This window comes from Arenibacter catalasegens (assembly GCF_002909235.1).
Taxonomy (GTDB): domain Bacteria; phylum Bacteroidota; class Bacteroidia; order Flavobacteriales; family Flavobacteriaceae; genus Arenibacter; species Arenibacter catalasegens.
Map to the genome: position 1 here is coordinate 178,668 of NZ_PHQQ01000007.1, position 21,643 is coordinate 200,310.

A 21,643-nucleotide genomic window follows, 5' to 3' on the forward strand; every position below is an offset into this window, starting at 1 on the left:
GCATAGAGCGATTATTTTTATAACCTATTTAAACTCAGGGCAACACATGCTATACTAGCGGCGTTAATTGAAGCGGCAAAGGTACTGTTAATTTTTCAATTAAAATATTATATTTTACAACAGTGTTTTTTAAGGCTTTACGGGGCCAGGGTAAAACCGTAGACAGAGATTATAATTCCAATGGCACCAAATGCCAACATTAGGGCAATGAAGTTTTTTTGTAATTTTTTATTGTCATGTATTATAATGCAGAGGGCACCTAGTACAATACAAATTTGAAAAAATAATTTCCCTAGGTCAAATTTCTTTGTGGCCGAGTCATATTCTTGAGTAAGGTTTTCCCATTCATTTATTCCTATAATTTTTCCCATTTCCCCGTCGAGGTCTTGCGACCAATGTTCTCTTGGAATATTGGATGAGCCTACCAAGATCTCAGTTTTTTCTGCTTCGTATTTTAATACCAAGGATTTGGTCTGGGCTATTTTTGTCTTAACTTTCGTTATTCGATCATCGGGTATTATTCCGGTTTCCATCAGTACAGTCAAATAATCCAATTCACTTTCCTTTAGGCTTTGCTTAATACTTTTTGACTGGTACCAATTGGAATAATTTACGAATTGGCTGTGGGAAATCATCATCTCCTCTTCCAAATTGTTGTTTACTAGTTCCGTGATGGCCATGAAAGCAGCAAATACAGCAATTAGTATTCCTCCAACGGTCTCGGGGCGTTGTAGTAATTTAGTGGTAGGTATGTATTTTTCTTCAGATTTAGTTGTGGGCATGGTTGTAGTTTTTGAAAAAGGCAAGTAATTGTTGTATTGCTATGGCACGGTGACTTATTTCGTTTTTTACTGACAAAGGTAATTCGGCAAAAGTTTTGTCATACCCTTTGGGTTTAAAAATGGGGTCGTATCCAAAACCTTTTTCCCCCCTTTTTTGAGTGGTTATTTCTCCTTTCACAATTCCTTGAAAAAGTATTTGTTGATTGTTTAGATTTAGGGCGATGACGGTTTTAAAATGTGCAGAGCGGTTGGTTTGGTTCTTTAATTGGAGCATCAATTTATCCATATTGTCATCTGCGTTTTTTTGTTCGCCAGCATAACGTGCTGAATATACTCCTGGTGCGCCATCCAAAGCATCTACTAAAAGTCCAGTATCGTCAGCAAAACAGGGGTAGCCATAATTTTCAGTAACAAAATTGGCCTTAATGGAGGCATTGCCTTCCAAAGTGGTTGCGGTTTCTGGAATTTCATCCATACAGCCTATGTCCTCAAGGGACAGTAGCTCTATTTCTTTGGGGAATAGGATTTGCACCTCTTTTAGTTTATTGTTGTTGTGTGTGGCAAATACCAATTGCATTCAATGTAATTTTATTGTTTTATAAATCCAAGTATAATTATCTTTTGAGGTAAATTTATTTAGAAAGTCTAAAAGTAGTAATTTTATTTCCTTATCATTTTATATTTTATGAAGTTAAAAATACCGCCACTAGTTGTCACTTTACTATTCGCATTATTAATGTATCTATTGGCTAAATATTTGCCAATGGGTTATTTTGATTTTTTCGGAAGATATTATCTAATATATTTTCTTTTTCTTCTTGCATTAATAATTGGAATTGTTTCATTGTTTCAGTTTTTTAAATCTAAGACGAGCATAGACCCTCTTGTCCCTTCCAAGGTATCCAAATTGGTTACCAGTGGCTTGTATCAGTATTCTAGAAACCCTATGTATTTGGCCTTATTGCTTCTTCTTTTGGCTTGGGGCTTGTATTTGGGCAATGCATTTAATACACTTTTGGCGGCCGGGTTTGTTTTTTATATGAATACTTTTCAGATTATACCCGAGGAGGAAGTGTTGGTGAATAAGTTTGGCAAGGAGTTTCAAAAGTATTGTGTAATGGCACGCCGTTGGTTTTAACGATGTAATTATAAGTTATTTTACTTATAATTACAAATATTAGCATATTAGCTTATATTTTAATATATTAGCGTTTTAACTTATATATGATAGCTATAATTACAGGAGATATAATGAATTCCGACCACTACGCGGCTTCGGAATGGATGGATATTCTTAAATCATATCTTGGCCGCCAAGGGGAGACACCCCATGATTGGGAGATTTATAGGGGTGATGAATTTCAAATAAGGACAACTCCACAAAAGGCCCTGAAGATGGCGATTCAGATTAAGGCTCTAATTAAATCTATAAATAAGTTGGATGTAAGAATGGGTATAGGACTAGGGTCTGAAACCTTCGTAGGCAGTAGTGTGAGCCAATCCAATGGAAAGGCCTATCAGCGCTCAGGAAGAATTTTTGAAACCTTAAAAGAACAAAAGCTCAATTTAGCCTTAGTAACCGGAGATGAAGATAGGGATGCTACTTTGAACCTTATGTTGAAGCTTGCCTTGAATTTTATGGACGATTGGTCTACAGTTTCTGCAAAAATGGTAAGTTTAACACTAGATGAACCAAACGTCTCCCAGCAAGAGGTTGCGGACCAATTAAAGATAAGGCAATCAGCCGTAAGCCAGCGTTTAAAGCGTGCTAGGATGGATTTGGTGTTAGATTTATTGGCGTATTACGAAGGAAATCTAAAAGATATTAACGAATGATATTGTTCACCAAGCTCTTGTTGGCCCACCTTTTAGGTGATTTTCTGTTTCAGCCCAATAAATGGGTAGTGCATAAAGAGGCAAATAAAATAGCCTCCAAATACCTATATCTACATATACTGATTCATTTTGGAGTTGCCATGCTACTTTTGTGGGATCTTCAATTATGGTGGTGGGTAGTAATAATAGCAATGTCGCACTATTTTATCGACCTATTAAAGTTATATGCAAATCCTTATTTTAAGAATAAATCCATTCCTTTTTTTATAGACCAGACATTACACATTGTTGTGCTTTATTGCTGTGCGTTTAATTCTGATTTATTCGGTCATACCATAGGACTTTTAAAGGAAATAAATTGGCAGTTGATTACCGCAGTGGTATTTGTGAGTTATCCATCTTCCATAATCATGGCCAAATTATTGGAAGGAATGTCGGACAGAATAGAGCTAGACCATAAATCCCTTCCCAATGCAGGAAAGTACATAGGGATAATTGAACGATTATTTGTGTTGGTATTTATCATTTTAGGCAGATGGGAGGCTATTGGTTTATTGATTACGGCCAAATCGGTCTTTAGGTTTAACGACCTTAAAGAAAGTAACTCTAGAAAGCTTACCGAATATATATTGATCGGCACCTTATTGAGTTTTGGACTTGCAATTATAGCCGGGTTAATTTATCTAAGCACCTAAAATAAGGGTAAAAAGGGAAAGGAAAGAGTGTCAAATATCATTATAGGAGCAATAGAGATTTATTGAGCACATGATAATTGCTCTAAAATAAAGATACCCTGAGCCATAGGGGAAAGGCAGATTTTATTAATTCCTCAATTTTAAGGGTGTAAAAAAATCAATTTCTTATATATTAAGGTGAAAATCAAGGTGTCGATTACTTTTCTTAACAAGTATAGGAAGTTGGACAAAATTTATTCATACTTTTGCCCCTTAAAATTCAGATTCAATGGTTGCGGCAGGCAGAAAATATGTGTTTGATTTTGATAGCACCCTAACTAGGGTAGAGGCGCTGGATGTTTTAGCAGAAATTACGCTAAATGGAAGGTCGGATAAGGATGAAATAATTCGGGAAATCCAGAAAATAACCAATTTAGGCATCGACGGTGATATTTCCTTTACCGAATCTTTGGAAAAAAGAATTAAGTTATTAAACGCCCATAAAGACGATTTGGACAATTTGGTCCAGCTACTACGTCAGAAGATATCTAAGTCAATAGAATCCAACAAGGAATTTTTTCATAATTATTCAGATGATATTTATGTTATTTCCTGTGGCTTTAAAGAGTTTATAGACCCCATAGTTGCTGAATACAATATTCCGGCCGATCGCGTGTATGCAAATACATTTAAATTTGACGAAAACGGAAAAATAATTGGCTTTGACGAGGATAACGTTTTAGCTTTACACAACGGTAAAATTGCCTGTTTAAAAAGCTTGGACCTACAAGGAGAAGTACAGGTAATTGGAGACGGTTATAGTGATTATGTAATGCGTGAAGCAGGTATTGCGGATAAATTTTTCGCCTATACCGAGAATGTGCATAGAGAAAAGGCTGCGAGAAACGCAGACTATATTACACCTAATTTAGATGAATTTTTATTTGTGAACAAGTTGCCAAGAAAAATTTCCTACCCAAAGAATAGAATTAAGATTTTATTGTTGGAAAATGTCCATCAAAATGCCTTCGATACCCTTTCTGAGGAAGGGTTTTCTGTAGAACTGTTGAAACATAGTTTAACGGAAGAAGAGCTGATAGAGAAAATAAAAGGAGTGCATGTCTTAGGAATACGCTCCAAGACCCAGGTTACTAAAAATGTATTGGCTGCAGCCGACAAATTAATGGTAGTCGGTGCTTTCTGTATAGGTACTACCCAAATAGACTTGGATGCCTGTAAGAAAAAGGGAGTCGTTGTATTTAATGCCCCTTATAGCAATACAAGGTCGGTTGTTGAACTGGCGATAGGTGAGATTATCATGCTAATGAGAAGCATATTTCCACGTAGTACCGAAATCCACGATGGTCAATGGAATAAAACCGCTGCCAATTCAAAAGAGGTAAGAGGTAAAAATCTAGGTATCATAGGATACGGAAACATTGGAAAGCAATTGTCCGTATTGGCCGAAGCCTTGGGAATGCGTGTTTACTACTATGATGTTGGTGACCAATTGGCCTTGGGTAACGCTACAAAGTGCAGTACTTTGGAGGATTTGTTAAATGTTTCCGATGTAGTTACCTTACATATCGATGATAATAAGGCCAATAAGAATTTTATTGGGGAAAGGGAAATTAACCAAATGAAGGATGGTGCATTGTTTGTAAATCTTTCAAGAGGATTTGTCGTAGACATTGAGGCCTTGGCAAATGCGTTGAAAAGCGGAAAAATAGCAGGTGCTGCTATAGATGTTTTTCCAGAAGAGCCAAGAAGCAATGGTGAGTTTCTAACCGAACTTAAAGGCTTGGAAAATGTTATATTAACACCACATATTGGTGGAAGTACCGAGGAAGCACAGCGCGATATTGCTGATTTTGTTCCCAACAAGATAATGGATTATATGAATTCAGGGAATACTGTTGATGCGGTCAATTTTCCAAATATAAGACTGCCCAAACAGAATAATGCACACCGTTTTTTGCATATTCACAAGAATGTTCCAGGGGTAATGGCGAAGATCAACGAAGTTTTGGCCCGTTACGATATGAATATTTCAGGACAGTATCTTTCTACGGATAATGAGGTGGGATATGTAATTTCGGATTTGGACAAAGAGTATAACAAAGATGTATTAAAAGCCCTCAAGAAAATAGATAACACTATTAAATTCAGGGTTTTATATTAGATAGAAACTGGTATTCATAACTTTAAAACTGCCTAAGCGTAAATCTCAGGCAGTTTTTTTATGCCTAATAATTTAGGAATCTATGGGAATCGGGATTTCGGCTGGTTAATTTAAAGTGATTTTTAAATCAAAGTAGGATTCTTCTGTTTCAATGGCTTTGTACTATTGGTGATGATAAGGTTCATTCCTTAATATGGTGAAGGCCCTATACAATTGCTCTACCATGAATAAGCGAACCATTTGGTGTGAAAAGGTCATTTTGGATAAACTGATTTTACCTTGGGATTTTTGATAAACCGCTTCACTAAAACCATAGGGCCCTCCAATAACAAATACGAGTTGCTTAAGACCTGAATTCATATTCTTTTGGAGGTATTCAGAGAATTCTACGGAGGTTTTTTGCTTGCCGTTTTCATCGAGCAAAACCAGCTGGTCTGTAGGGGCAAGCTTGTTTAAAATGGCATCTCCCTCTTTCTCCTTTTGTTGCTTTTCCGATAGGTTTTTGGTATTCTTTATATCGGGGATTATTTCCAATTCAAACTTAATATAATGTTTAAGCCTATTTTGATATTCCTCAATTAATTGGCTTAATTGAACACTATCTGTTTTTCCCAGTACTAGTAGTTTTATGGTCATAGGACAAATGTAATATGCAAATCTCTAATACCAAAAAGTAGCTCTGGATCATAAAACGGTAATCCTAAGAAAATCTATGGTTTTATTTGGGAAAGGTATATTTAGTTTTGTCAATTAGGTCTATTATTTTTAAGGCTTTTCGGGCTTCAATGAAAAAACAAAGGAGGAATTCGACAAACATTTTAGTAAATTAGCAAGGAAAACGAATTGTATGATTTCAGAGGAACAATTTAGGAAAGAGCTTGATTTAATTATAATAAATGCGATACGGGAAGATGTGGGCGATGGGGACCATAGCTCACTTGCTTGTATTCCGGTTACGGCAACCGGTAAGGCTAAGCTGTTGGTGAAGGATGAGGGGATAATTGCAGGAGTGGATTTCGCTAAACAGGTATTCCGATATGTGGATAAGAGTTTGGAGGTAGACGTGCTAATAAATGATGGGGAAGCTGTAAAATTTGGGGATATTGTTTTTTATGTAACGGGAAGTTCGCAAAGTATTTTAAAGGCGGAGAGATTGGTCTTAAACGGTATGCAAAGAATGAGTGCCATTGCCACCAAGACCAATTATTATGTCAAACTTTTAAAGGGAACCGGCACTAAAATATTGGATACCCGTAAGACCACCCCAGGAATTAGGGCGTTGGAAAAATGGGCAGTAAAAATTGGCGGAGGCGAAAACCATAGATTTGCCCTGTATGATATGGTCATGCTCAAGGATAATCATATTGATTTTGCCGGAGGTATAACTAAGGCCATTGAAAAAACACAGCAGTATTTAAAGGATCAGAATCTGGATTTAAAGATAATTGTAGAAGCTAGAAACTTGAAGGAGGTGGAGATTATATTGCAGTCTAACGGAATCTATAGAATACTGTTGGATAACTTCAACTTTGAGGACACCCAGAAAGCAGTAAAAATGATAGGGAATCAATGTCTAACAGAGTCTTCTGGTGGTATAAATGAGGAGACCATAAGGAAATATGCGGAATGTGGGGTCAATTTTATCTCTTCGGGAGCCCTAACCCATTCCATCTATAATATGGACCTTAGTCTTAAAGCGGTATAGATGTCCATAGAAATTGAAAGTAAATTAGAGAAGATTCCCATAGTAAATTGGATAGTGAGGTTAACGAAAAAGATTAAGTTGCCTGCGTTTGAGGGACTTTCGTTTTACGACCTCATAGAGATGTATATTTTTGGGATTGTAAAAGGAGCAATGTCCACAAGGGCCAGTGCTATTTCCTTTAGTTTGTTTTTAGCGTTGTTCCCATTGTTGATTTTTTTGGTCACTCTAATCCCCTTTATTATTCCTTATATTTCAATTGAAAATTCCAATTTCGATACGGAATTCTTAATTTTTCTGGAATCATTTCTACCTACTGCAACTGGTGAATATTTTAGTGAAATATACTTGCAGATAAGTGAACAGGAGAGGGGTGATATATGGTCATCTGCCATCGCCTTTATTACTTCAATTTTTTTAATGGCCAATGGGGTGAACGCCATATTTGTTGGATTTGAAAATTCATATCATGAAATTCTTAACCGTAATATTTTTAAACAGTATGTCTATTCCTTGATGGTAGGGCTAATGTTATCTATCCTACTTTTGTTTGGGGCTATCATATTTGTCTATTTCGAGGCCTATGTACTTATAGGCTTACACGATATAACCCATAGGGGAATTGAATTGGAGGTGGACCAAAGTGAATTTGTTTTGGTACAATGGGGTAAGTTTCTGTTTTTGGGGCTGCTGGCCTATTTTATTACGGCTATTTTATATTATTTTGGAACCAAAGAAGGGAGGCAGGCAAGATTTTTCTCAGCTGGGGCATTAATGACCACCTTACTTTTTATATTAACTTCCTACTTATTCGGTGTATATGTTGAAAAATTTGCCCGATATAACGAATTGTATGGAGCATTAGGTGGTTTGTTGATATTATTGGTCTTTATTTGGCTAAATTCCAATATCTTGCTCCTGGGGTTTGAATTAAATGCCTCATTAAACTCGCTAAGGAAAAAATATGAAAAACATGATGGAAGTGAATAGGTGGGCAATTTGGAGTGTTTTTATTCTTTTTTCAATGGGCTGTTCGGCACAAAGTATTTTTGGAAAATGGAAGACTATAGACGATAGGACAGGTAACCCCAAGGCTATTATCAGTATTTATGAAGAAGACGGCCTTATGTACGGCCATGTGGTAGAGATTCTCGAGGAAGGTAGGGAAGATGCGATTTGCGGAAAATGTGATGGAGACCGGAAAGATCAGCCAATTGTTGGTATGAAAATAATTCAGGATGTGGAACATGTCGGAAATGGGGAATGGAAGGGGAAAACGCTGTTCGATCCTGAACAGGCCATGACCTTTAGGTGTAAGTTATGGTTAAATCCCGATAATCCTGATGAATTAAAAGTAAGAGGGTATTTGGCATTTATCTACCGCACCCAGACTTGGATTAGGGTGGAAGGATAGAAGATAAGGGGATATGCAGGATTTTATTAATGTTATATTACCTATTCCTATAGAAAACCTCTTTACCTATAAGGTTACCGAGGAAGAGGTAAAACTTTTAAAACCCGGAATGAGGGTGGCCGTTCCTTTCGGAAAGTCAAAAATATCTACAGCCCTGGTGTTCGAGATTCACAACACCGCTCCCACCGCCTATGAGGCCAAGGGGATTGACCAAGTTTTGGACGATTATCCTTTGGTAACGAGCATCCAGTTAAAGTTTTGGCAATGGTTGTCCCAATATTATATGTGTTCCATAGGAGAGGTGTTTCGTGCTGCGGTACCTAATGCATTATTGTTGGAAAGTGAAACCCTGATCCTTAAGAACGATGAGGCAATTATTGAGGAAAGCGACTTGTTGGATGATGAATTTATGGTGTTTGAAGCTTTGCAGCACCAATCAATTCTTCGTGTGCAGGAAATAAGCGATATCCTGGACAGAAAGAATATTATTCCCGTATTAAATAGATTGTTAAAAAAGAATGTTATCCTTCTAAAAGAGGAAATGTTTGAACAATACAAGCCCAAATTGGTCCGATATGTTCAATTGGGAAAAAACCATAGGTCCGAGGAAAACTTGGAAGTATTGTTGAATGGCTTAACCAGGGCCCCAAAACAAAGTCAAGTGGTACTCTCACTTTTTCAACTACAAGCCGTGACTAAAAAACCCGTAAAAGTGAGCGATTTGGAAAGGGAGAGCAATAGTTCCAATGCTATTATTAAGACACTTATAGACAAGGGTATTTTAGAAGAACATTTTGTGCAAACCGATAGGGTAGTGTACGAGGGGGAAGATGAAAACGAAACATTAAAAACCTTAAATGAATATCAGCAATCTGCACTAGAGGATATAAAGGTGTCCTTCAGGGGGAATAAGGTAGTTCTGCTGCATGGGGTAACTTCCTCCGGAAAAACGGAGGTTTATGTTAAGTTAATAGAGGAGTACATAAATAAAGGTAAGCAAGCGCTATACCTCCTTCCGGAAATTGCACTTACCACCCAATTGATATCTAGATTGCAGGCCTATTTTGGTGAAAAAGTGGCGGTTTATCATTCTAAGTATAATGTTCAGGAGCGGGTAGAGGTTTGGAACAATGTATTGGAGAACAAGCTTAAAGCACAGATTGTCATTGGGGCCAGGTCGGCTTTGTTTCTTCCGTTTAAGGAGTTGGGATTGGTTATAGTGGATGAGGAACATGAAAGTTCCTTTAAACAATACGACCCGGCTCCTAGATATCATGCAAGGGACGCTGCCATTGTTTTGGGCAATTTACATGGAAGTGATATTTTGTTAGGTTCGGCCACACCAAGTGTAGAAAGTTTTTATAACGTAAAGATTTCCAAATATGGTTATGCTCGCATAGAAAGAAGATATGGCAATGTGCTTATGCCGGAAATGGAATTGGTAGATATAAAGGAACAGTCTCGAAAAAAAAGAATGAAAGGTCATTTCTCTGAGCGGCTACTGGAAGAAATTTCGGAAACCTTGGACAATGGGGAACAGGTTATTCTATTTCAAAATCGAAGGGGATTTGCGCCAATAATGGAGTGTACTACTTGTGGTCATGCCCCTCAATGTCCAAATTGCGACGTAAGCTTAACGTATCATCAGCATAGAAAGCAATTGCGTTGTCATTATTGCAGTTATCATATTGCGCTACAGGCGAGCTGCCAAGCCTGTGGGAATGCTACCTTGGACACCAAAGGTTTTGGAACCGAACAGGTGGAACAGGAATTGAACAACTTGTTCCCTAAAGCCAATGTTGGAAGAATGGATTTGGATACTACTCGAGGGAAACATGGTTACGAGAAGATTATCACCTCCTTTGAGCAGCAGGAAATCGACATTCTCGTGGGTACCCAAATGCTTACCAAAGGGTTGGATTTTAGAAATGTGAATTTGGTAGGGATCATGAATGCGGATTCATTATTAAACTTTCCTGATTTTAGGGCACATGAGAGAAGTTTTCAATTATTAACTCAAGTAGCCGGTAGGGCAGGGAGAACCAAGAAAAGAGGTAAGGTTATAATACAGAGTTATAATCCCAATCATAGGATATTACAGCAAGTGACCACAAGCGATTATGATGGAATGTTTCAGGAACAGGTTTATGAACGTGAACAGTATAAGTATCCTCCAATAAACAGAATTATTAAAATTACGTTTAAGCATAAGGATTACAACAAACTTAATGACGCAGCGGAGTGGTTTGCCAAGTCGCTAAATAATATATTTGGAGAAAACGTGTTGGGCCCCGAATATCCTCCTGTGGCAAGAATACGAAATCAGTATATTAAAAACGTAATGATCAAGATCGGGGGGAAATACTCTTTGGTGAAAACAAAAAATAGCATTAAAAGAATTGAAAAATCCTTTAATGCTATCTCTTATTACAGAGGTGTTCGGGTAATCTACAACGTAGATCACATTTAACTACCTAAAAATTATTAAGGGCCTCTGCTAATTCAGTCTTCTTATTTCTACTTAAAGGTATTTGTTTTCCGCTAACTTCTACATTTTTGCTATTAAACTTCTCCACTTTCTCCAAGTTAACAATATAGGATTTGTGAATTCTTAAAAACTTATCTTCCGGCAACTGCTTTTCAAAAGATTTCATTGTTGATAAAATTACGATATTCGCCTCATCTGTAACTAATTTGATATAGTCTCCCAAGGCTTCAATCCATTTTATATCGTTTAATATAACCTTTCTTTTCTTCAAGTTACTCTTAACAAAGATATGTTCTTCATCTTCTGTTACCTTATTGATTTGTTCGTATTTAGCAACGGCTCTCTTAACAGATGCGTCAAAACGAGATAAGGTAATAGGTTTGTGAAGGTAATCTGTTACATCGTAATCAAATGCTTTTAGGGCATAATCAGGTTTACCAGTAATCAAAATTACCTGAGGGCTATTATCTAGGGACTCTAATAGGTCGAACCCGGTGATAATTGGCATCTCTACATCTAGGAAAATTAAATCAATTTCATTGTTTTTGATGCCGTTCTTGGCTTCAATGGCATTACTGTACTCAGCTACCAAAGCCAGATTCGGATGGTTGTTCACCAGTTTGGCAACTGCCATCCGCTGCATGGACGAGTCGTCCACGATAATGCTTCTTAATTTCATAAATGGTTGATTTGTGGGGTTAAATCATCGACAAAGTACTTAAAAATCATGCTGATGTACAACAAAAGTTGTAAACATTGCAGTAATTGTTGTGTAAATGGCAATGACCATAGTTTTAATTGTTTTTGGTTAAGTTCAATATTATGTTTGTTCTATGTATAACGAAGATTTTTCCATTTTCTTGTGATATGAAGAAAAAATAATTACTTTTGCACACTTAAAAAATTTTAAACATATGAACAATTACGAAACTGTTTTCATTTTAAATCCCGTTCTTTCTGATGTTCAGATAGAGGAAACAGTTAAGAAATTCGAGGATTTCTTAATTAACAAAGGTGCCAAAATGGTAGCCAAAGAAAACTGGGGGCTAAAGAAATTGGCCTACCCTATCCAACACAAGAAAAGTGGTTTTTACCATTTGTTCGAGTTTACAGCTGAAGGCGACGTTGTTGCCCCTTATGAATTGGAATTCAGAAGGGACGAGCGAATTATGCGTTGTTTAACTGTAAAATTAGACAAGCACGCCGTATCATGGGCGGAAAGAAGAAGAACAAAGTTAAAAGCTAAAGCGTAAGGATTATGGCATCAATAGAACAACAAGCGAAAGGTAAAAAAGACGGAGAGATCAGATATCTTACTCCTCTTAATATAGAGACCAATACTCAAAAGAAATATTGTCGTTTCAAAAAATCAGGTATTAAGTATGTAGATTACAAAGATCCTGATTTTTTAATAAAGTTGGTAAACGAGCAAGGTAAATTGCTTCCAAGAAGACTTACGGGTACTTCCTTGAAATTTCAACGAAAAGTGGCTGTAGCTGTAAAAAGATCACGTCATTTAGCTTTAATGCCATATGTTGGCGATTTATTAAAATAAAAAGAAACTGACGATGGAACTTATATTAAAGGAAGACGTACAAAACTTAGGTTTTAAAGACGATTTGGTGAAAGTAAAGAATGGTTTTGGTAGAAATTACCTTATTCCTAGAGGATTAGCCTCCTTAGCTACGCCATCTGCCAAGAAAGTATTGGCGGAAAACCTAAAACAAAGAGCTCATAAAGAGAAGAAAATTGTTGATGCTGCTAATAAAACTGCAGAAGCAATTAAACAATTGGAAATTAAAATTTCTGCTAAGGCCGGTGCCGGAGATAAGTTGTTTGGATCTATCACCAATATAGATTTAGCAGATGCTTTGGATAAAGCAGGACATTCTTTGGATAGAAAATTTATTTCTATTCAGGGAGGGGCAATTAAAAGGACTGGTCCTTACAATGCTCAAATAAGATTGCACAGAGATGTGGTTGTCGATTTCCCATTTGAAGTAGTTGGAGAGGCAAAAAGTTAATAGCTTTTACATAATTATTTAAAAGGCCACAGAAATGTGGCCTTTTTTTGTGCTATTTTTATAAGGATTTCCATAAATAATAACTCAAAAACTCAAATAATGATGAAACTTAAATTATTTCTGACTTTAGTGCTTTTTTGCTATGGACTTATGCTTACGGCACAAGTAACTACCTCTAACATTAGGGGAATTGTTATGGATAATGAAGATATTCCTTTGTTGGGAGCCAATATTGTGGCAATACATACCCCAACTGGTACCAAGTATGGGGCCATTACTAATGAGGACGGAAGGTTTAATCTTTTAAATCTTAGGGTTGGAGGGCCTTATGAAGTGACCATTTCTTTTATAGGTTTTAAAAGTCAAACAGATAACAACATTTTCTTGACTTTGGGAAAAACGCAAAATATAGATGTTAAAATGGTGTCCGACGATCAGGCACTGGATGAGGTAATTGTTGTGTCTGATAGAGGGACGGGTACTTTTGGAAGCGATAGAACTGGTGCTGAGACTAGCGTTGGCCGCAGAGAGTTAACACGGCTTCCCACAATTTCTAGATCAGCCTCTGATTTTACTAGGCTAGAGCCTACCGCCAGTGGAAATTCGTTTGGGGGTCGGAATGATCAATATAATAACTTTTCGTTGGATGGGGCTATCTTTAATAACCCTTTTGGTCTGGATTCACCTACGCCTGGTGGACAAACAGATTCCCAGCCTATATCCTTGGATGCCATAGATCAAATTCAGGTTTCTACAGCGCCTTATGATGTTACCCAATCTGGATTTACGGGAGCATCGGTGAATGCGGTAACCAAAAGCGGAACCAATGAATTCCACGGAACGGTATATGGCTTTTATCGAAATGAAGATCTTACCGGTAGCAAGGTTAAAGGAGAAGATGTTGTAAAACCGGCATTAAAACAAAATCAATACGGATTTAGTTTTGGTGGTCCAATTGTTAAAAATAAGCTGTTCTTTTTTGTCAATTTTGAAAAGGAAGAAAGAGATGATTTGGGCACCAATGGCTGGATTCCCAATACAGGCTCCGGGGCAGTAAACGAATCACGGGTTTTGGAGAGCGATTTAATAGCTGTAAAAGATGCTCTTTTATCAAGGGGATATGATACAGGTAGTTATGAGGGGTTTACTTACGGGTCCCAGTCCAACAAAGGAATTTTTAAATTGGATTGGAACATTAATGATAACAATAGGCTGGCTATTATTTACAATTTTTTAAATGCTTCAAAAGAAAAGCCTGCGCATCCCACGGCTTTGACCCAAAGAGGACCTGGATTTACAACCTTGCAGTTTGAAAACACGGGATACGAAATTAATAATAAGTTGAAGTCGGTCCAATTGGAACTCAATTCAACTCTTTCTGATGAGGCCATTAATAAATTACAGGTAGGGTATTCCCATTTTGATGATTTTAGAGTCCCTTTGTCCGTTCCTGCTCCAGTAATCACCATCCAGGACGGGAACAACAGCAATTACATTATTGCCGGGCACGAACCTTTCTCCATTAATAACCAATTGGATCAAAAGGTTTTTCAAATAACCAATAATCTAAGTTTTTTTAAAGGTGATCATACCTATACGGTAGGTTTTTCCTTTGAAAAGTTCGAATTTCAAAATTCGTTTAATTTAACGGGGTACGATAATTTTGGAGCATCGTCGTATTATGGAACTTTTGGTGCCTATCCGGATATGGGAACGTTTTTGGCTGATGCCAACAACCCCAATGGGGTAATGGCCACAAATTTGGCATTTGCCAATAATGTATTTAATTCTCGAACAGCAGCGGGTACAGGAAATGACGGCGGATGGAAACTATCGGAATTAAATGTGGGTCAAGCGGCTTTTTATGTACAGGACGAATGGAATACTACCAACAATTTTAAATTGACTTATGGGATTCGGTTTGATAAGCCCTTATATTTTAACACGGGAGATTTAATTCAAAAGTTCATAGATACGGATAACGGTGCTACTAGGGATAATTCCATTTCCTATTTTAACCCCAACAAGAATGAGGAAGTCCTATTAAACTCAACTAAAATGCCTACCAACGATTGGTTAATATCACCAAGATTGGGTTTTAATTGGGAGGTAGATAGCGAAAGTACTGCTCAGCTTCGGGGAGGAACTGGAATTTTTACGGGCAGGTTGCCATTTGTATGGCTTGGAAATCAGGTTAGTGGTGCCGATGATGGATATTTTCAATTAGTAGATCCGGATTTTAAATTCCCCCAGGTATGGAGAACTAATTTAGGTTTGGATAAAAGATTCGAGAACGGAATTATAGGAACAGTGGATGTTTCCTATACCAAAGATATAAATGCAGCACATGTGCAAAACTGGGGCATGCGAAATCCGACAGGAACTTTGAATGCCCCAGGAGATAATAGACCGGTTTATGCAGCGGCAGATAAGGGCAATAATGCTTATGTGTTTACCAATTCGACTAAAGGGAGAATTTGGAACGTTGCCCTAAAGGGACAAAAGACTTTTTCTAACGGATTGTACACTATGATAGCTTATAGCTATCTGAATGCCAAGGATGTAAATTCTATTGAGGCAGAGATTACTGGAGATGCCTTCGACTTTAATCCAAATTTAGGAAATGCCAATAACGACGTTCTTGCCTATTCCAAATATGGGGATACGCATCGGTTTATAGGGGTATTGTCCAAGCAGTTTAAATATGGAGGGGACGCATGGGCGACCACTATTTCCACATTTTTTGAATACGCACAGGGAGGCAGATATAATTATACCTATGCCGGCAATATTAATAATGACAGCTCCTTTCAGAATAATGATCTTTTGTATATCCCTACCAGTGCAGAACTAGGGCAAATGCAGTTTTCAGGAGCCGGACAGGCAGAGGCCTTTGAGGCCTACATTAATCAAGATGATTATCTAAAGGACCATAGGGGCGAATATATGGAGCGTTATGGGGCTACTGCACCTTGGAGGGGCCGTTGGGATATGAAACTATTACAGGATTATAATTTTAAGGTTTCAGGTGATAAAACAAACACCATTCAATTTAGTATAGATGTTTTGAATCTGGGGAATTTAATTAGCTCGGATTGGGGTTTAATTCAGCAGGCAAATAATATAAGCCCTATTGGGGTAAGTGTGGATTCCAATACCAATATACCTAACTATACCTTTGATCCCAGTGTTAGCAAAACCTATGGATATGATACTGGATTGTTGTCCAGATGGCAAGCGCAATTTGGCTTACGCTATATATTCTAAAATAATTTTAATTTAATATTTAAAAGGCTGTGCAAATCCCACAGCCTTTTTATTTTTGCAGTTCTTTAGAGCTTTGCTAAACTTCATTGTATGATCAGTGAATGTTAAGAGGGCTATTCAATTATTAAAAATGAAATATACTAGACTAACAAGAGAGCAGTTGGAGGAGTTACAACAGGAATTCATTAATTTTTTGGCTACCCAATCCATCACAGGGGACGAATGGGATAAGTTGAAGAAAGAGAAACCGGAAGTAGCAGAGGAGGAACTGGATATTTTTAGCGATTTAATTTGGGAGGGTGTTTTGGCCAAAGTGAAGTACTTGGAAAATATCTCTGCCCAGCAAATGCATTTTTTCAGTACAGAAGAAAAGGAAATGAAGCTTATTTCGGTAAAAGTGATGAATCCAGAAATAGATCTAAGTACTCAAGAAGGCTTTTCCTGGTTCAGAAAAAATTACCACTCCGATTTCGTGGAATACCTAACCGCCTCCAAGGCGTATACGGAAGATAAAAACCTGGATAAGTTTAATTTAATTAAACAGGGAGCTGTGATAACTAAAGGCGAGCTTTATCTATGGTTCGATGATTTAATAGGTTAATTTAAGTTATTCCTAAACAGGCAAAATTCCACAATCCCTTATATTTACATCAGATTTATAAACAATGGCACAGAAACCATCTATACCAAAAGGAACTAGGGATTTTTCCCCATCCGAAGTCAATAAGAGAAATTATATTTTCGATGTGGTAAAAAAGCATTTTCAAACCTACGGGTTTCAGCCTATAGAGACCCCGTCCTTTGAAAACTCCGAAACCTTAATGGGGAAATATGGTGATGAAGGCGATCGACTGATATTTAAAATTCTTAATTCTGGGGATTTTTTGAATAAAGTGAAGGATGATTTATATGCCAGTAAGAATTCGAGTGCGTTAACTTCCAAGATTTCGGAAAAAGCCCTGCGCTATGATCTTACCGTGCCCTTTGCCCGTTATGTGGTAATGCACCAAAACGAATTGGATTTTCCTTTTAAAAGATATCAAATCCAGCCCGTATGGCGCGCAGATAGACCTCAAAAAGGTCGTTTTCGTGAATTTTTTCAGTGTGATGCCGATGTGGTAGGTTCAGATTCTTTGTTGCAAGAAGTGGAACTGGTGCAGCTGTACGATGCTGTTTTTACAGATTTGAAGTTGCAAGGGGTTACAATTAAACTGAACAACAGAAAAATATTGGCAGGAATTGCCGAGGTAATCGGGGAGCGAGATAAATTGATCGACTTTACCGTGGCGTTGGATAAATTGGATAAGATTGGGATTGATGGCGTATCCAAAGAAATGCGCGAAAAGGGGATTTCAGATACTGCCATTGAAAAGGCCGCCCCATTATTTTCACTTAGAGGAAGTAATTTGGAGCAACTTTCAGTTTTAAGGGATTTGTTAAAGGATTCCGAGGAAGGTGTAAAGGGGGTAGGGGAGCTTAGCTTTATCATTACCACCCTGGAAGAGTTGGGATTGCAATCCGCAAATTTACAGATAGATGTTACTTTGGCCAGAGGCCTTAATTACTATACTGGTGCTATATTTGAAGTAGCAGCTCCGGCAGGGGTCAGTATGGGCTCTATAGGTGGCGGTGGTCGTTATGATGATCTTACCGGAATCTTTGGACTTAAAGATGTTAGTGGGGTAGGTATATCTTTTGGCCTAGATCGAATTTATTTGGTATTGGGGGAGCTGGGGCTTTTTCCAGAAACTGCTGATCAATCCTTGCAAGTGCTTTGTGTTAATTTTGGGGATAAGGAAGCGTTGACTTCTTTGAAACTAATAGGCCAACTGAGGAATGCGGGGGTCAAATGTGACCTATATCCTTCCAATGCCAAGATGCAGAAACAAATGAAATATGCCAATAACAGGAATGTTCCTTTTGTTATTTTGATCGGGGAACAGGAATTGGCCAACAATTCCTTTGTGGTAAAGGACATGGTCAAAGGGGGTCAGGAAACCTATAGCTTGGATAGGGCAGAGGAGTTCTTGAATAATTTATAAACTTTTTAGTATGGAACTTATTACAATGTCATAATATTCCATTTCGTAAGGGACGTACTTTTTAGTAATCATATTGCTTTCCAATTCTTTTCGGAATGTTGGGATAGAAATCAAGGCTAGGTCGTGGACTTCGGTCTCCTGCATTTCCAGGGTGGTCAAGGGTACTTTCAGTTCGCTTAAAAAAGTATGGTGAAATTCGCAGTCCAATAGATTCTTCTTATGTTGGTAACGGTATTTAAATATACCTATTTTATGCAATTCCTTTTCCGTAATAGCAAGTCCTATCTCCTCCTTTACTTCTCTAATGGCTGAATCCACTATATCCTCACCGGCGCCTATATGTCCGGCTACTGAAACATCCCAAAGTCCTGGGTGGGTATCTTTGTTCTTGGCCCGTTGCTGAATTAATATCTCCCCATTTAAGGTATATAACCAGACGTGGATGCTGGGATGGTAAATTCCTTTCTTATGGGCCTCGGATTTCATAATGGAATTGCCCGTATAATTTCCATTGGTATCCAGTATGTCTATTAATTCATCCATATGTGAAGCTATATTTTAAATAAAAGGCTAAAGAGTTAAAATAAAAAATCCTCCCCATAAGGGAGGATTTAGAAAAAGACTATTCAAAATAGCTGAAAGTTTCTCCATCTTTTATGTTCAATAATGATTCGTAGATCAATCGAATAACATTTTCAACATCATCCCTATGTACTGTTTCTACAGTGGTGTGCATATATCTAAGGGGTAATGAGATTAAAACCGAAGCAACGCCCCCATTGCTGTAGGCAAATGCGTCGGTATCCGTACCTGTATATCTAGAAGCTGCCATGCGTTGAAAAGGAATCTTACTGGCTTCCGCAGTTTCAATAATTCGTTCCCGAAGTTTGTTTTGTACCGCTGGGGCATAAGAAATAACAGGGCCAGCACCAATTTGGGTATGTCCTTGTTTCTTTTTTTCGATCATTGGCGTTGTGGTATCATGACAAACATCGGTTACAATGGCGATATCAGGTTTTATGGTATGGGTAATCATTTCAGCACCCTTTAGTCCAATTTCCTCCTGTACCGAATTGGTGATATAAAGGCCGAATGGCAATTTCTTTTTGTTTTCATGTAGCAATCTGGCCACCTCTGCAATCATAAACCCACCAACACGGTTGTCTATGGCTCTACAAACAAACTTGTCTTTATTCAGGATCTGAAAGGTATCCGGATAGGTTATAACACATCCAACATGTACCCCCAATTTTTCTACTTCGGCCTTATCTTTAGCGCCTACATCAATAAATATATTGTCCAATTTGGGCGATTCCTCTTTGGAGCTGTCCCTGGTGTGAATGGCCGGCCATCCAAATATTCCTTTTACAATACCTTTTTTGGTGTGGATATTGACCCATTTGGAAGGGGCTATTTGATGATCGCTGCCACCATTGCGGATAACATAAATTAAACCATCATCCGTAATGTAGTTAACATACCAGGATATTTCATCGGAATGCCCTTCAATGACCACCTTGTATTTGGCATCTGGATTTATGACGCCTACGGCAGTACCATAGGTGTCCGTTATAAAAGTATCTACATATGGTTTTAAATAATCCATCCATAATTTTTGACCTTCCCATTCGTAACCGGTCGGTGCGGCATTATTTAAATATTTCTCTAAAAAATCCATAGATTTTTTGGTAAGAATCTTTTTTGCGCTCATTTACGTATATTTTGAATACAAACTTAACAATATTCATTTTTAAATAATAGAAAGCTACTTTCTTTATCATTAATTTTGGCAAGGCTTTTGTATTTTAAGGTTCAATGGGAAAAAGATTATTGGTAATATTTTACGGGATTATGGGATTTGTTGGTATGGCACAGGTGCCGGAACAAACATTGGATTCCTTGGCTGAACAATATATTATAATGGAGGGCGACTCCGTTCTCCAGAGTTCTATAGCTTTAAACGAGGTTTATGTATTTGGTAGGCTCAAATTCTCATCCTATAACGATAAGTTACGGTACTATATATTAAGGAGGAAAACCATGAAGGTATATCCCTATGCCAAACTGGCTGCTGAACGTTTGGTAGAACTAAATGATAGTTTGGAACATATTAAGAAGAATTCCCACAAAAGAAGGTTTACCAGGAAGGTTCAAAAATTTATTGAAGACGAATTTTCCGAGGAGTTAAAAAAACTAACACGTACCGAAGGCCAGATTTTAGTTAAGTTGATCTATAGGCAAACGGGGATTACAGCATTCGATCTTGTAAAAGAGTTGCGAAGTGGTTGGCGTGCCTTTTGGTACAATACTACCGCCAAAATGTTTAGTATTAGTATTAAGGAGGAATTTCATCCCGATCAGGTGCATGAGGATTACCTTATTGAGGATATTCTGCAGCGGGCCTTTGCAGAGTTTAGTTTGGAACGGCAGCCTTCCGTTTTGGAATACGATTATGCAACACTCACCAATATCTGGAAAGACCAGAACAGATCAAAGGAGTAGGGGTTAAGTATTCTTTATATTTTCTATATAGTTATAATAATAAGTTGTTCAGCGTTCCCTCCTTGGGGTCGGTCCGGGTGCTCTGCTGTATCCCTTGCGCCGCTTCGGGGATGCCGCTTTGCCCCCTAACGCGCCTTCGGGGCAATTTTAAGGTGCGGTGGTTTTGCGGTCCGGGAAAAAAGTTTTAAATTGTTTTCCCTTTTTTGGGGGAAATATCGCTGCGCAAAATGCTTGTTGACAGGGGGTTGTGCGGTGCGGTGCAAAAAAGGCGAAAAAAGTTTCAAAAAACCCTTGTGGATTTAAAAAAGGGTGGTAGATTTGCACCCCGTTAACGAAGCAAAAGCAATGTCGGCGGAAAAGGTGTTAGGAGCGCCACGTTCATATAGGTCCTGTTCCATTGTCCGCCGCTAAAAAAGAAAAATATTTTTTTTCAAAAAAAGCTTGGCGGATTAAAAAAAGGCTGTACATTTGCAGCCGCTTTGGGAGACAGGGCGAACGAAGAAAGAGTAAGAAGTTCATTGATATATTGTAAAGACAGCGCGCCATTTTCCTGGAAACGGGGGGATGGCGCAGAAAAGAAATCGAAAGAACGGGCTAGGAAACATGTCTTGGATGGTTGATCGAAGTTATATAAGAATCAACGATGAAGAGTTTGATCCTGGCTCAGGATGAACGCTAGCGGCAGGCCTAACACATGCAAGTCGAGGGGCAGCGGGGATAAGCTTGCTTA

At 38.0% G+C, this 21,643-nt stretch carries 21 protein-coding genes and 1 rRNA gene; 16 read left to right on the forward strand and 6 right to left on the reverse strand.

The features are described 5' to 3' along the window. Positions 1-137: 137 nt before the first annotated feature. Both CWD90_RS08195 and CWD90_RS08200 read right to left on the reverse strand, forming a co-directional pair. Positions 138-782 carry a DUF4337 domain-containing protein gene (locus CWD90_RS08195; protein ID WP_103475454.1) on the reverse strand — a complete coding sequence of 215 codons (645 nt, stop codon included), beginning with the start codon at positions 780-782 and terminating at the stop codon, positions 138-140. Continuing rightward, positions 769-1,359, reverse strand: coding sequence for a non-canonical purine NTP diphosphatase (locus tag CWD90_RS08200; RefSeq protein WP_103475455.1), 591 nt, complete (start codon positions 1,357-1,359; stop codon positions 769-771). Before CWD90_RS08200 ends, CWD90_RS08195 begins: the two co-directional genes overlap by 14 nt. Before the next feature lie 186 nt (positions 1,360-1,545). On the opposite strand from CWD90_RS08200, the gene CWD90_RS08205 reads away from it, so the two are divergent. The 4 genes from CWD90_RS08205 to serA all read left to right on the forward strand — a co-directional run bounded on the left by CWD90_RS08205 (position 1,546) and on the right by serA (position 5,474). Then, positions 1,546-1,920 carry a methyltransferase family protein gene (locus tag CWD90_RS08205; RefSeq protein WP_317045714.1) on the forward strand — a complete coding sequence of 125 codons (375 nt, stop codon included), beginning with the start codon at positions 1,546-1,548 and terminating at the stop codon, positions 1,918-1,920. A gap of 86 nt (positions 1,921-2,006) precedes the next feature. After that, positions 2,007-2,618, forward strand: coding sequence for a SatD family protein (locus CWD90_RS08210; protein WP_103475457.1), 612 nt, complete (start codon positions 2,007-2,009; stop codon positions 2,616-2,618). Continuing rightward, positions 2,615-3,313 (forward strand): DUF3307 domain-containing protein, encoded by a 699-nt coding sequence (locus tag CWD90_RS08215; protein WP_103475458.1) that lies wholly within the window; start codon positions 2,615-2,617, stop codon positions 3,311-3,313. The genes CWD90_RS08210 and CWD90_RS08215 overlap by 4 nt, the downstream gene beginning before the upstream one ends. Positions 3,314-3,581: 268 nt before the next feature. Next, on the forward strand, positions 3,582-5,474 hold the full coding sequence (gene serA, locus CWD90_RS08220; protein WP_103475459.1) for a phosphoglycerate dehydrogenase: 1,893 nt from the start codon (positions 3,582-3,584) through the stop codon (positions 5,472-5,474). A 162-nt stretch (positions 5,475-5,636) separates the two neighbouring features. On the opposite strand, the gene rlmH is transcribed toward serA, so the two are convergent. Then, a complete protein-coding gene (gene rlmH, locus CWD90_RS08225; protein ID WP_103475460.1) occupies positions 5,637-6,110 on the reverse strand; it encodes a 23S rRNA (pseudouridine(1915)-N(3))-methyltransferase RlmH in 474 nt (157 codons plus the stop codon). A gap of 211 nt (positions 6,111-6,321) precedes the next feature. Between rlmH and nadC the strand changes: the two genes are divergently transcribed. The 4 genes from nadC to priA are packed head-to-tail and all read left to right on the forward strand — an operon-like array spanning position 6,322 to position 11,060. Further along, a complete protein-coding gene (gene nadC / locus CWD90_RS08230) occupies positions 6,322-7,179 on the forward strand; it encodes a carboxylating nicotinate-nucleotide diphosphorylase (protein WP_103475461.1) in 858 nt (285 codons plus the stop codon). After that, positions 7,180-8,166 carry a YihY/virulence factor BrkB family protein gene (locus CWD90_RS08235; protein ID WP_103475462.1) on the forward strand — a complete coding sequence of 329 codons (987 nt, stop codon included), beginning with the start codon at positions 7,180-7,182 and terminating at the stop codon, positions 8,164-8,166. After that, positions 8,141-8,590: a DUF2147 domain-containing protein gene (locus CWD90_RS08240; protein ID WP_239986487.1), complete on the forward strand. Its 450-nt coding sequence runs from the start codon at positions 8,141-8,143 to the stop codon at positions 8,588-8,590. The genes CWD90_RS08235 and CWD90_RS08240 overlap by 26 nt, the downstream gene beginning before the upstream one ends. Positions 8,591-8,603: 13 nt before the next feature. After that, positions 8,604-11,060 carry a replication restart helicase PriA gene (gene priA, locus CWD90_RS08245; RefSeq protein ID WP_103475463.1) on the forward strand — a complete coding sequence of 819 codons (2,457 nt, stop codon included), beginning with the start codon at positions 8,604-8,606 and terminating at the stop codon, positions 11,058-11,060. A gap of 4 nt (positions 11,061-11,064) precedes the next feature. Here priA and CWD90_RS08250 read toward each other — a convergent pair whose 3' ends face one another. Continuing rightward, on the reverse strand, positions 11,065-11,757 hold the full coding sequence (locus tag CWD90_RS08250; RefSeq protein WP_103475464.1) for a LytR/AlgR family response regulator transcription factor: 693 nt from the start codon (positions 11,755-11,757) through the stop codon (positions 11,065-11,067). Between the two features lie 235 nt (positions 11,758-11,992). Between CWD90_RS08250 and rpsF the strand changes: the two genes are divergently transcribed. The 6 genes from rpsF (at position 11,993) to hisS (ending at position 18,411) form a co-directional block, all read left to right on the forward strand. Further along, the gene (gene rpsF / locus CWD90_RS08255; protein WP_103442173.1) at positions 11,993-12,331 is read left to right on the forward strand and encodes a 30S ribosomal protein S6; all 339 of its coding nucleotides are present in this window, start codon (positions 11,993-11,995) and stop codon (positions 12,329-12,331) included. A 2-nt stretch (positions 12,332-12,333) separates the two neighbouring features. Next, positions 12,334-12,633 (forward strand): 30S ribosomal protein S18, encoded by a 300-nt coding sequence (gene rpsR, locus CWD90_RS08260; protein ID WP_192878001.1) that lies wholly within the window; start codon positions 12,334-12,336, stop codon positions 12,631-12,633. 13 nt (positions 12,634-12,646) lie between these two features. After that, positions 12,647-13,102 (forward strand): 50S ribosomal protein L9, encoded by a 456-nt coding sequence (gene rplI / locus CWD90_RS08265; protein ID WP_103475466.1) that lies wholly within the window; start codon positions 12,647-12,649, stop codon positions 13,100-13,102. Between the two features lie 102 nt (positions 13,103-13,204). After that, positions 13,205-16,369 (forward strand): carboxypeptidase regulatory-like domain-containing protein, encoded by a 3,165-nt coding sequence (locus CWD90_RS08270; protein ID WP_103475486.1) that lies wholly within the window; start codon positions 13,205-13,207, stop codon positions 16,367-16,369. A 130-nt stretch (positions 16,370-16,499) separates the two neighbouring features. Next, positions 16,500-16,970: a DUF6495 family protein gene (locus CWD90_RS08275; RefSeq protein WP_103475467.1), complete on the forward strand. Its 471-nt coding sequence runs from the start codon at positions 16,500-16,502 to the stop codon at positions 16,968-16,970. A 64-nt stretch (positions 16,971-17,034) separates the two neighbouring features. Then, on the forward strand, positions 17,035-18,411 hold the full coding sequence (gene hisS, locus CWD90_RS08280) for a histidine--tRNA ligase (protein WP_103475468.1): 1,377 nt from the start codon (positions 17,035-17,037) through the stop codon (positions 18,409-18,411). Here hisS and CWD90_RS08285 read toward each other — a convergent pair. Further along, complete coding sequence (locus tag CWD90_RS08285) at positions 18,406-18,954, reverse strand: NUDIX hydrolase (protein ID WP_103475469.1); 549 nt, start codon at positions 18,952-18,954, stop codon at positions 18,406-18,408. The two genes, hisS and CWD90_RS08285, sit on opposite strands and share 6 nt — an antisense overlap. Positions 18,955-19,033: 79 nt before the next feature. Beyond that, positions 19,034-20,122: a M42 family metallopeptidase gene (locus CWD90_RS08290; RefSeq protein ID WP_103475470.1), complete on the reverse strand. Its 1,089-nt coding sequence runs from the start codon at positions 20,120-20,122 to the stop codon at positions 19,034-19,036. Positions 20,123-20,226: 104 nt separating this feature from the next. Here CWD90_RS08290 and CWD90_RS08295 point away from each other — a divergent pair, with 104 nt between their 5' ends. Beyond that, positions 20,227-20,913 (forward strand): DUF4294 domain-containing protein, encoded by a 687-nt coding sequence (locus CWD90_RS08295; protein ID WP_103475471.1) that lies wholly within the window; start codon positions 20,227-20,229, stop codon positions 20,911-20,913. Between the two features lie 640 nt (positions 20,914-21,553). Beyond that, positions 21,554-21,643: ribosomal RNA gene (locus tag CWD90_RS08300) — 16S ribosomal RNA — on the forward strand; the annotation flags it as partial.

Excerpts from the sequence above, each read along its gene's own strand:
- CWD90_RS08285 (WP_103475469.1), bottom strand. The coding sequence starts at position 18,954 with ATGGATGAATTAATAGACATACTGGATACCAATGGAAATTATACGGGC.
- serA (WP_103475459.1), top strand. The coding sequence starts at position 3,582 with ATGGTTGCGGCAGGCAGAAAATATGTGTTTGATTTTGATAGCACCCTA.
- rplI (WP_103475466.1), top strand. The coding sequence starts at position 12,647 with ATGGAACTTATATTAAAGGAAGACGTACAAAACTTAGGTTTTAAAGAC.
- CWD90_RS08195 (WP_103475454.1), bottom strand. The coding sequence starts at position 782 with ATGCCCACAACTAAATCTGAAGAAAAATACATACCTACCACTAAATTA.
- CWD90_RS08250 (WP_103475464.1), bottom strand. The coding sequence starts at position 11,757 with ATGAAATTAAGAAGCATTATCGTGGACGACTCGTCCATGCAGCGGATG.
- CWD90_RS08295 (WP_103475471.1), top strand. The coding sequence starts at position 20,227 with ATGGGAAAAAGATTATTGGTAATATTTTACGGGATTATGGGATTTGTT.
- rpsF (WP_103442173.1), top strand. The coding sequence starts at position 11,993 with ATGAACAATTACGAAACTGTTTTCATTTTAAATCCCGTTCTTTCTGAT.
- hisS (WP_103475468.1), top strand. The coding sequence starts at position 17,035 with ATGGCACAGAAACCATCTATACCAAAAGGAACTAGGGATTTTTCCCCA.
- CWD90_RS08205 (WP_317045714.1), top strand. The coding sequence starts at position 1,546 with ATGGGTTATTTTGATTTTTTCGGAAGATATTATCTAATATATTTTCTT.
- CWD90_RS08210 (WP_103475457.1), top strand. The coding sequence starts at position 2,007 with ATGATAGCTATAATTACAGGAGATATAATGAATTCCGACCACTACGCG.
- CWD90_RS08240 (WP_239986487.1), top strand. The coding sequence starts at position 8,141 with ATGAAAAACATGATGGAAGTGAATAGGTGGGCAATTTGGAGTGTTTTT.
- CWD90_RS08275 (WP_103475467.1), top strand. The coding sequence starts at position 16,500 with ATGAAATATACTAGACTAACAAGAGAGCAGTTGGAGGAGTTACAACAG.
- CWD90_RS08200 (WP_103475455.1), bottom strand. The coding sequence starts at position 1,359 with ATGCAATTGGTATTTGCCACACACAACAACAATAAACTAAAAGAGGTG.
- rlmH (WP_103475460.1), bottom strand. The coding sequence starts at position 6,110 with ATGACCATAAAACTACTAGTACTGGGAAAAACAGATAGTGTTCAATTA.
- CWD90_RS08270 (WP_103475486.1), top strand. The coding sequence starts at position 13,205 with ATGAAACTTAAATTATTTCTGACTTTAGTGCTTTTTTGCTATGGACTT.
- priA (WP_103475463.1), top strand. The coding sequence starts at position 8,604 with ATGCAGGATTTTATTAATGTTATATTACCTATTCCTATAGAAAACCTC.
- nadC (WP_103475461.1), top strand. The coding sequence starts at position 6,322 with ATGATTTCAGAGGAACAATTTAGGAAAGAGCTTGATTTAATTATAATA.
- CWD90_RS08290 (WP_103475470.1), bottom strand. The coding sequence starts at position 20,122 with ATGAGCGCAAAAAAGATTCTTACCAAAAAATCTATGGATTTTTTAGAG.
- CWD90_RS08215 (WP_103475458.1), top strand. The coding sequence starts at position 2,615 with ATGATATTGTTCACCAAGCTCTTGTTGGCCCACCTTTTAGGTGATTTT.
- CWD90_RS08235 (WP_103475462.1), top strand. The coding sequence starts at position 7,180 with ATGTCCATAGAAATTGAAAGTAAATTAGAGAAGATTCCCATAGTAAAT.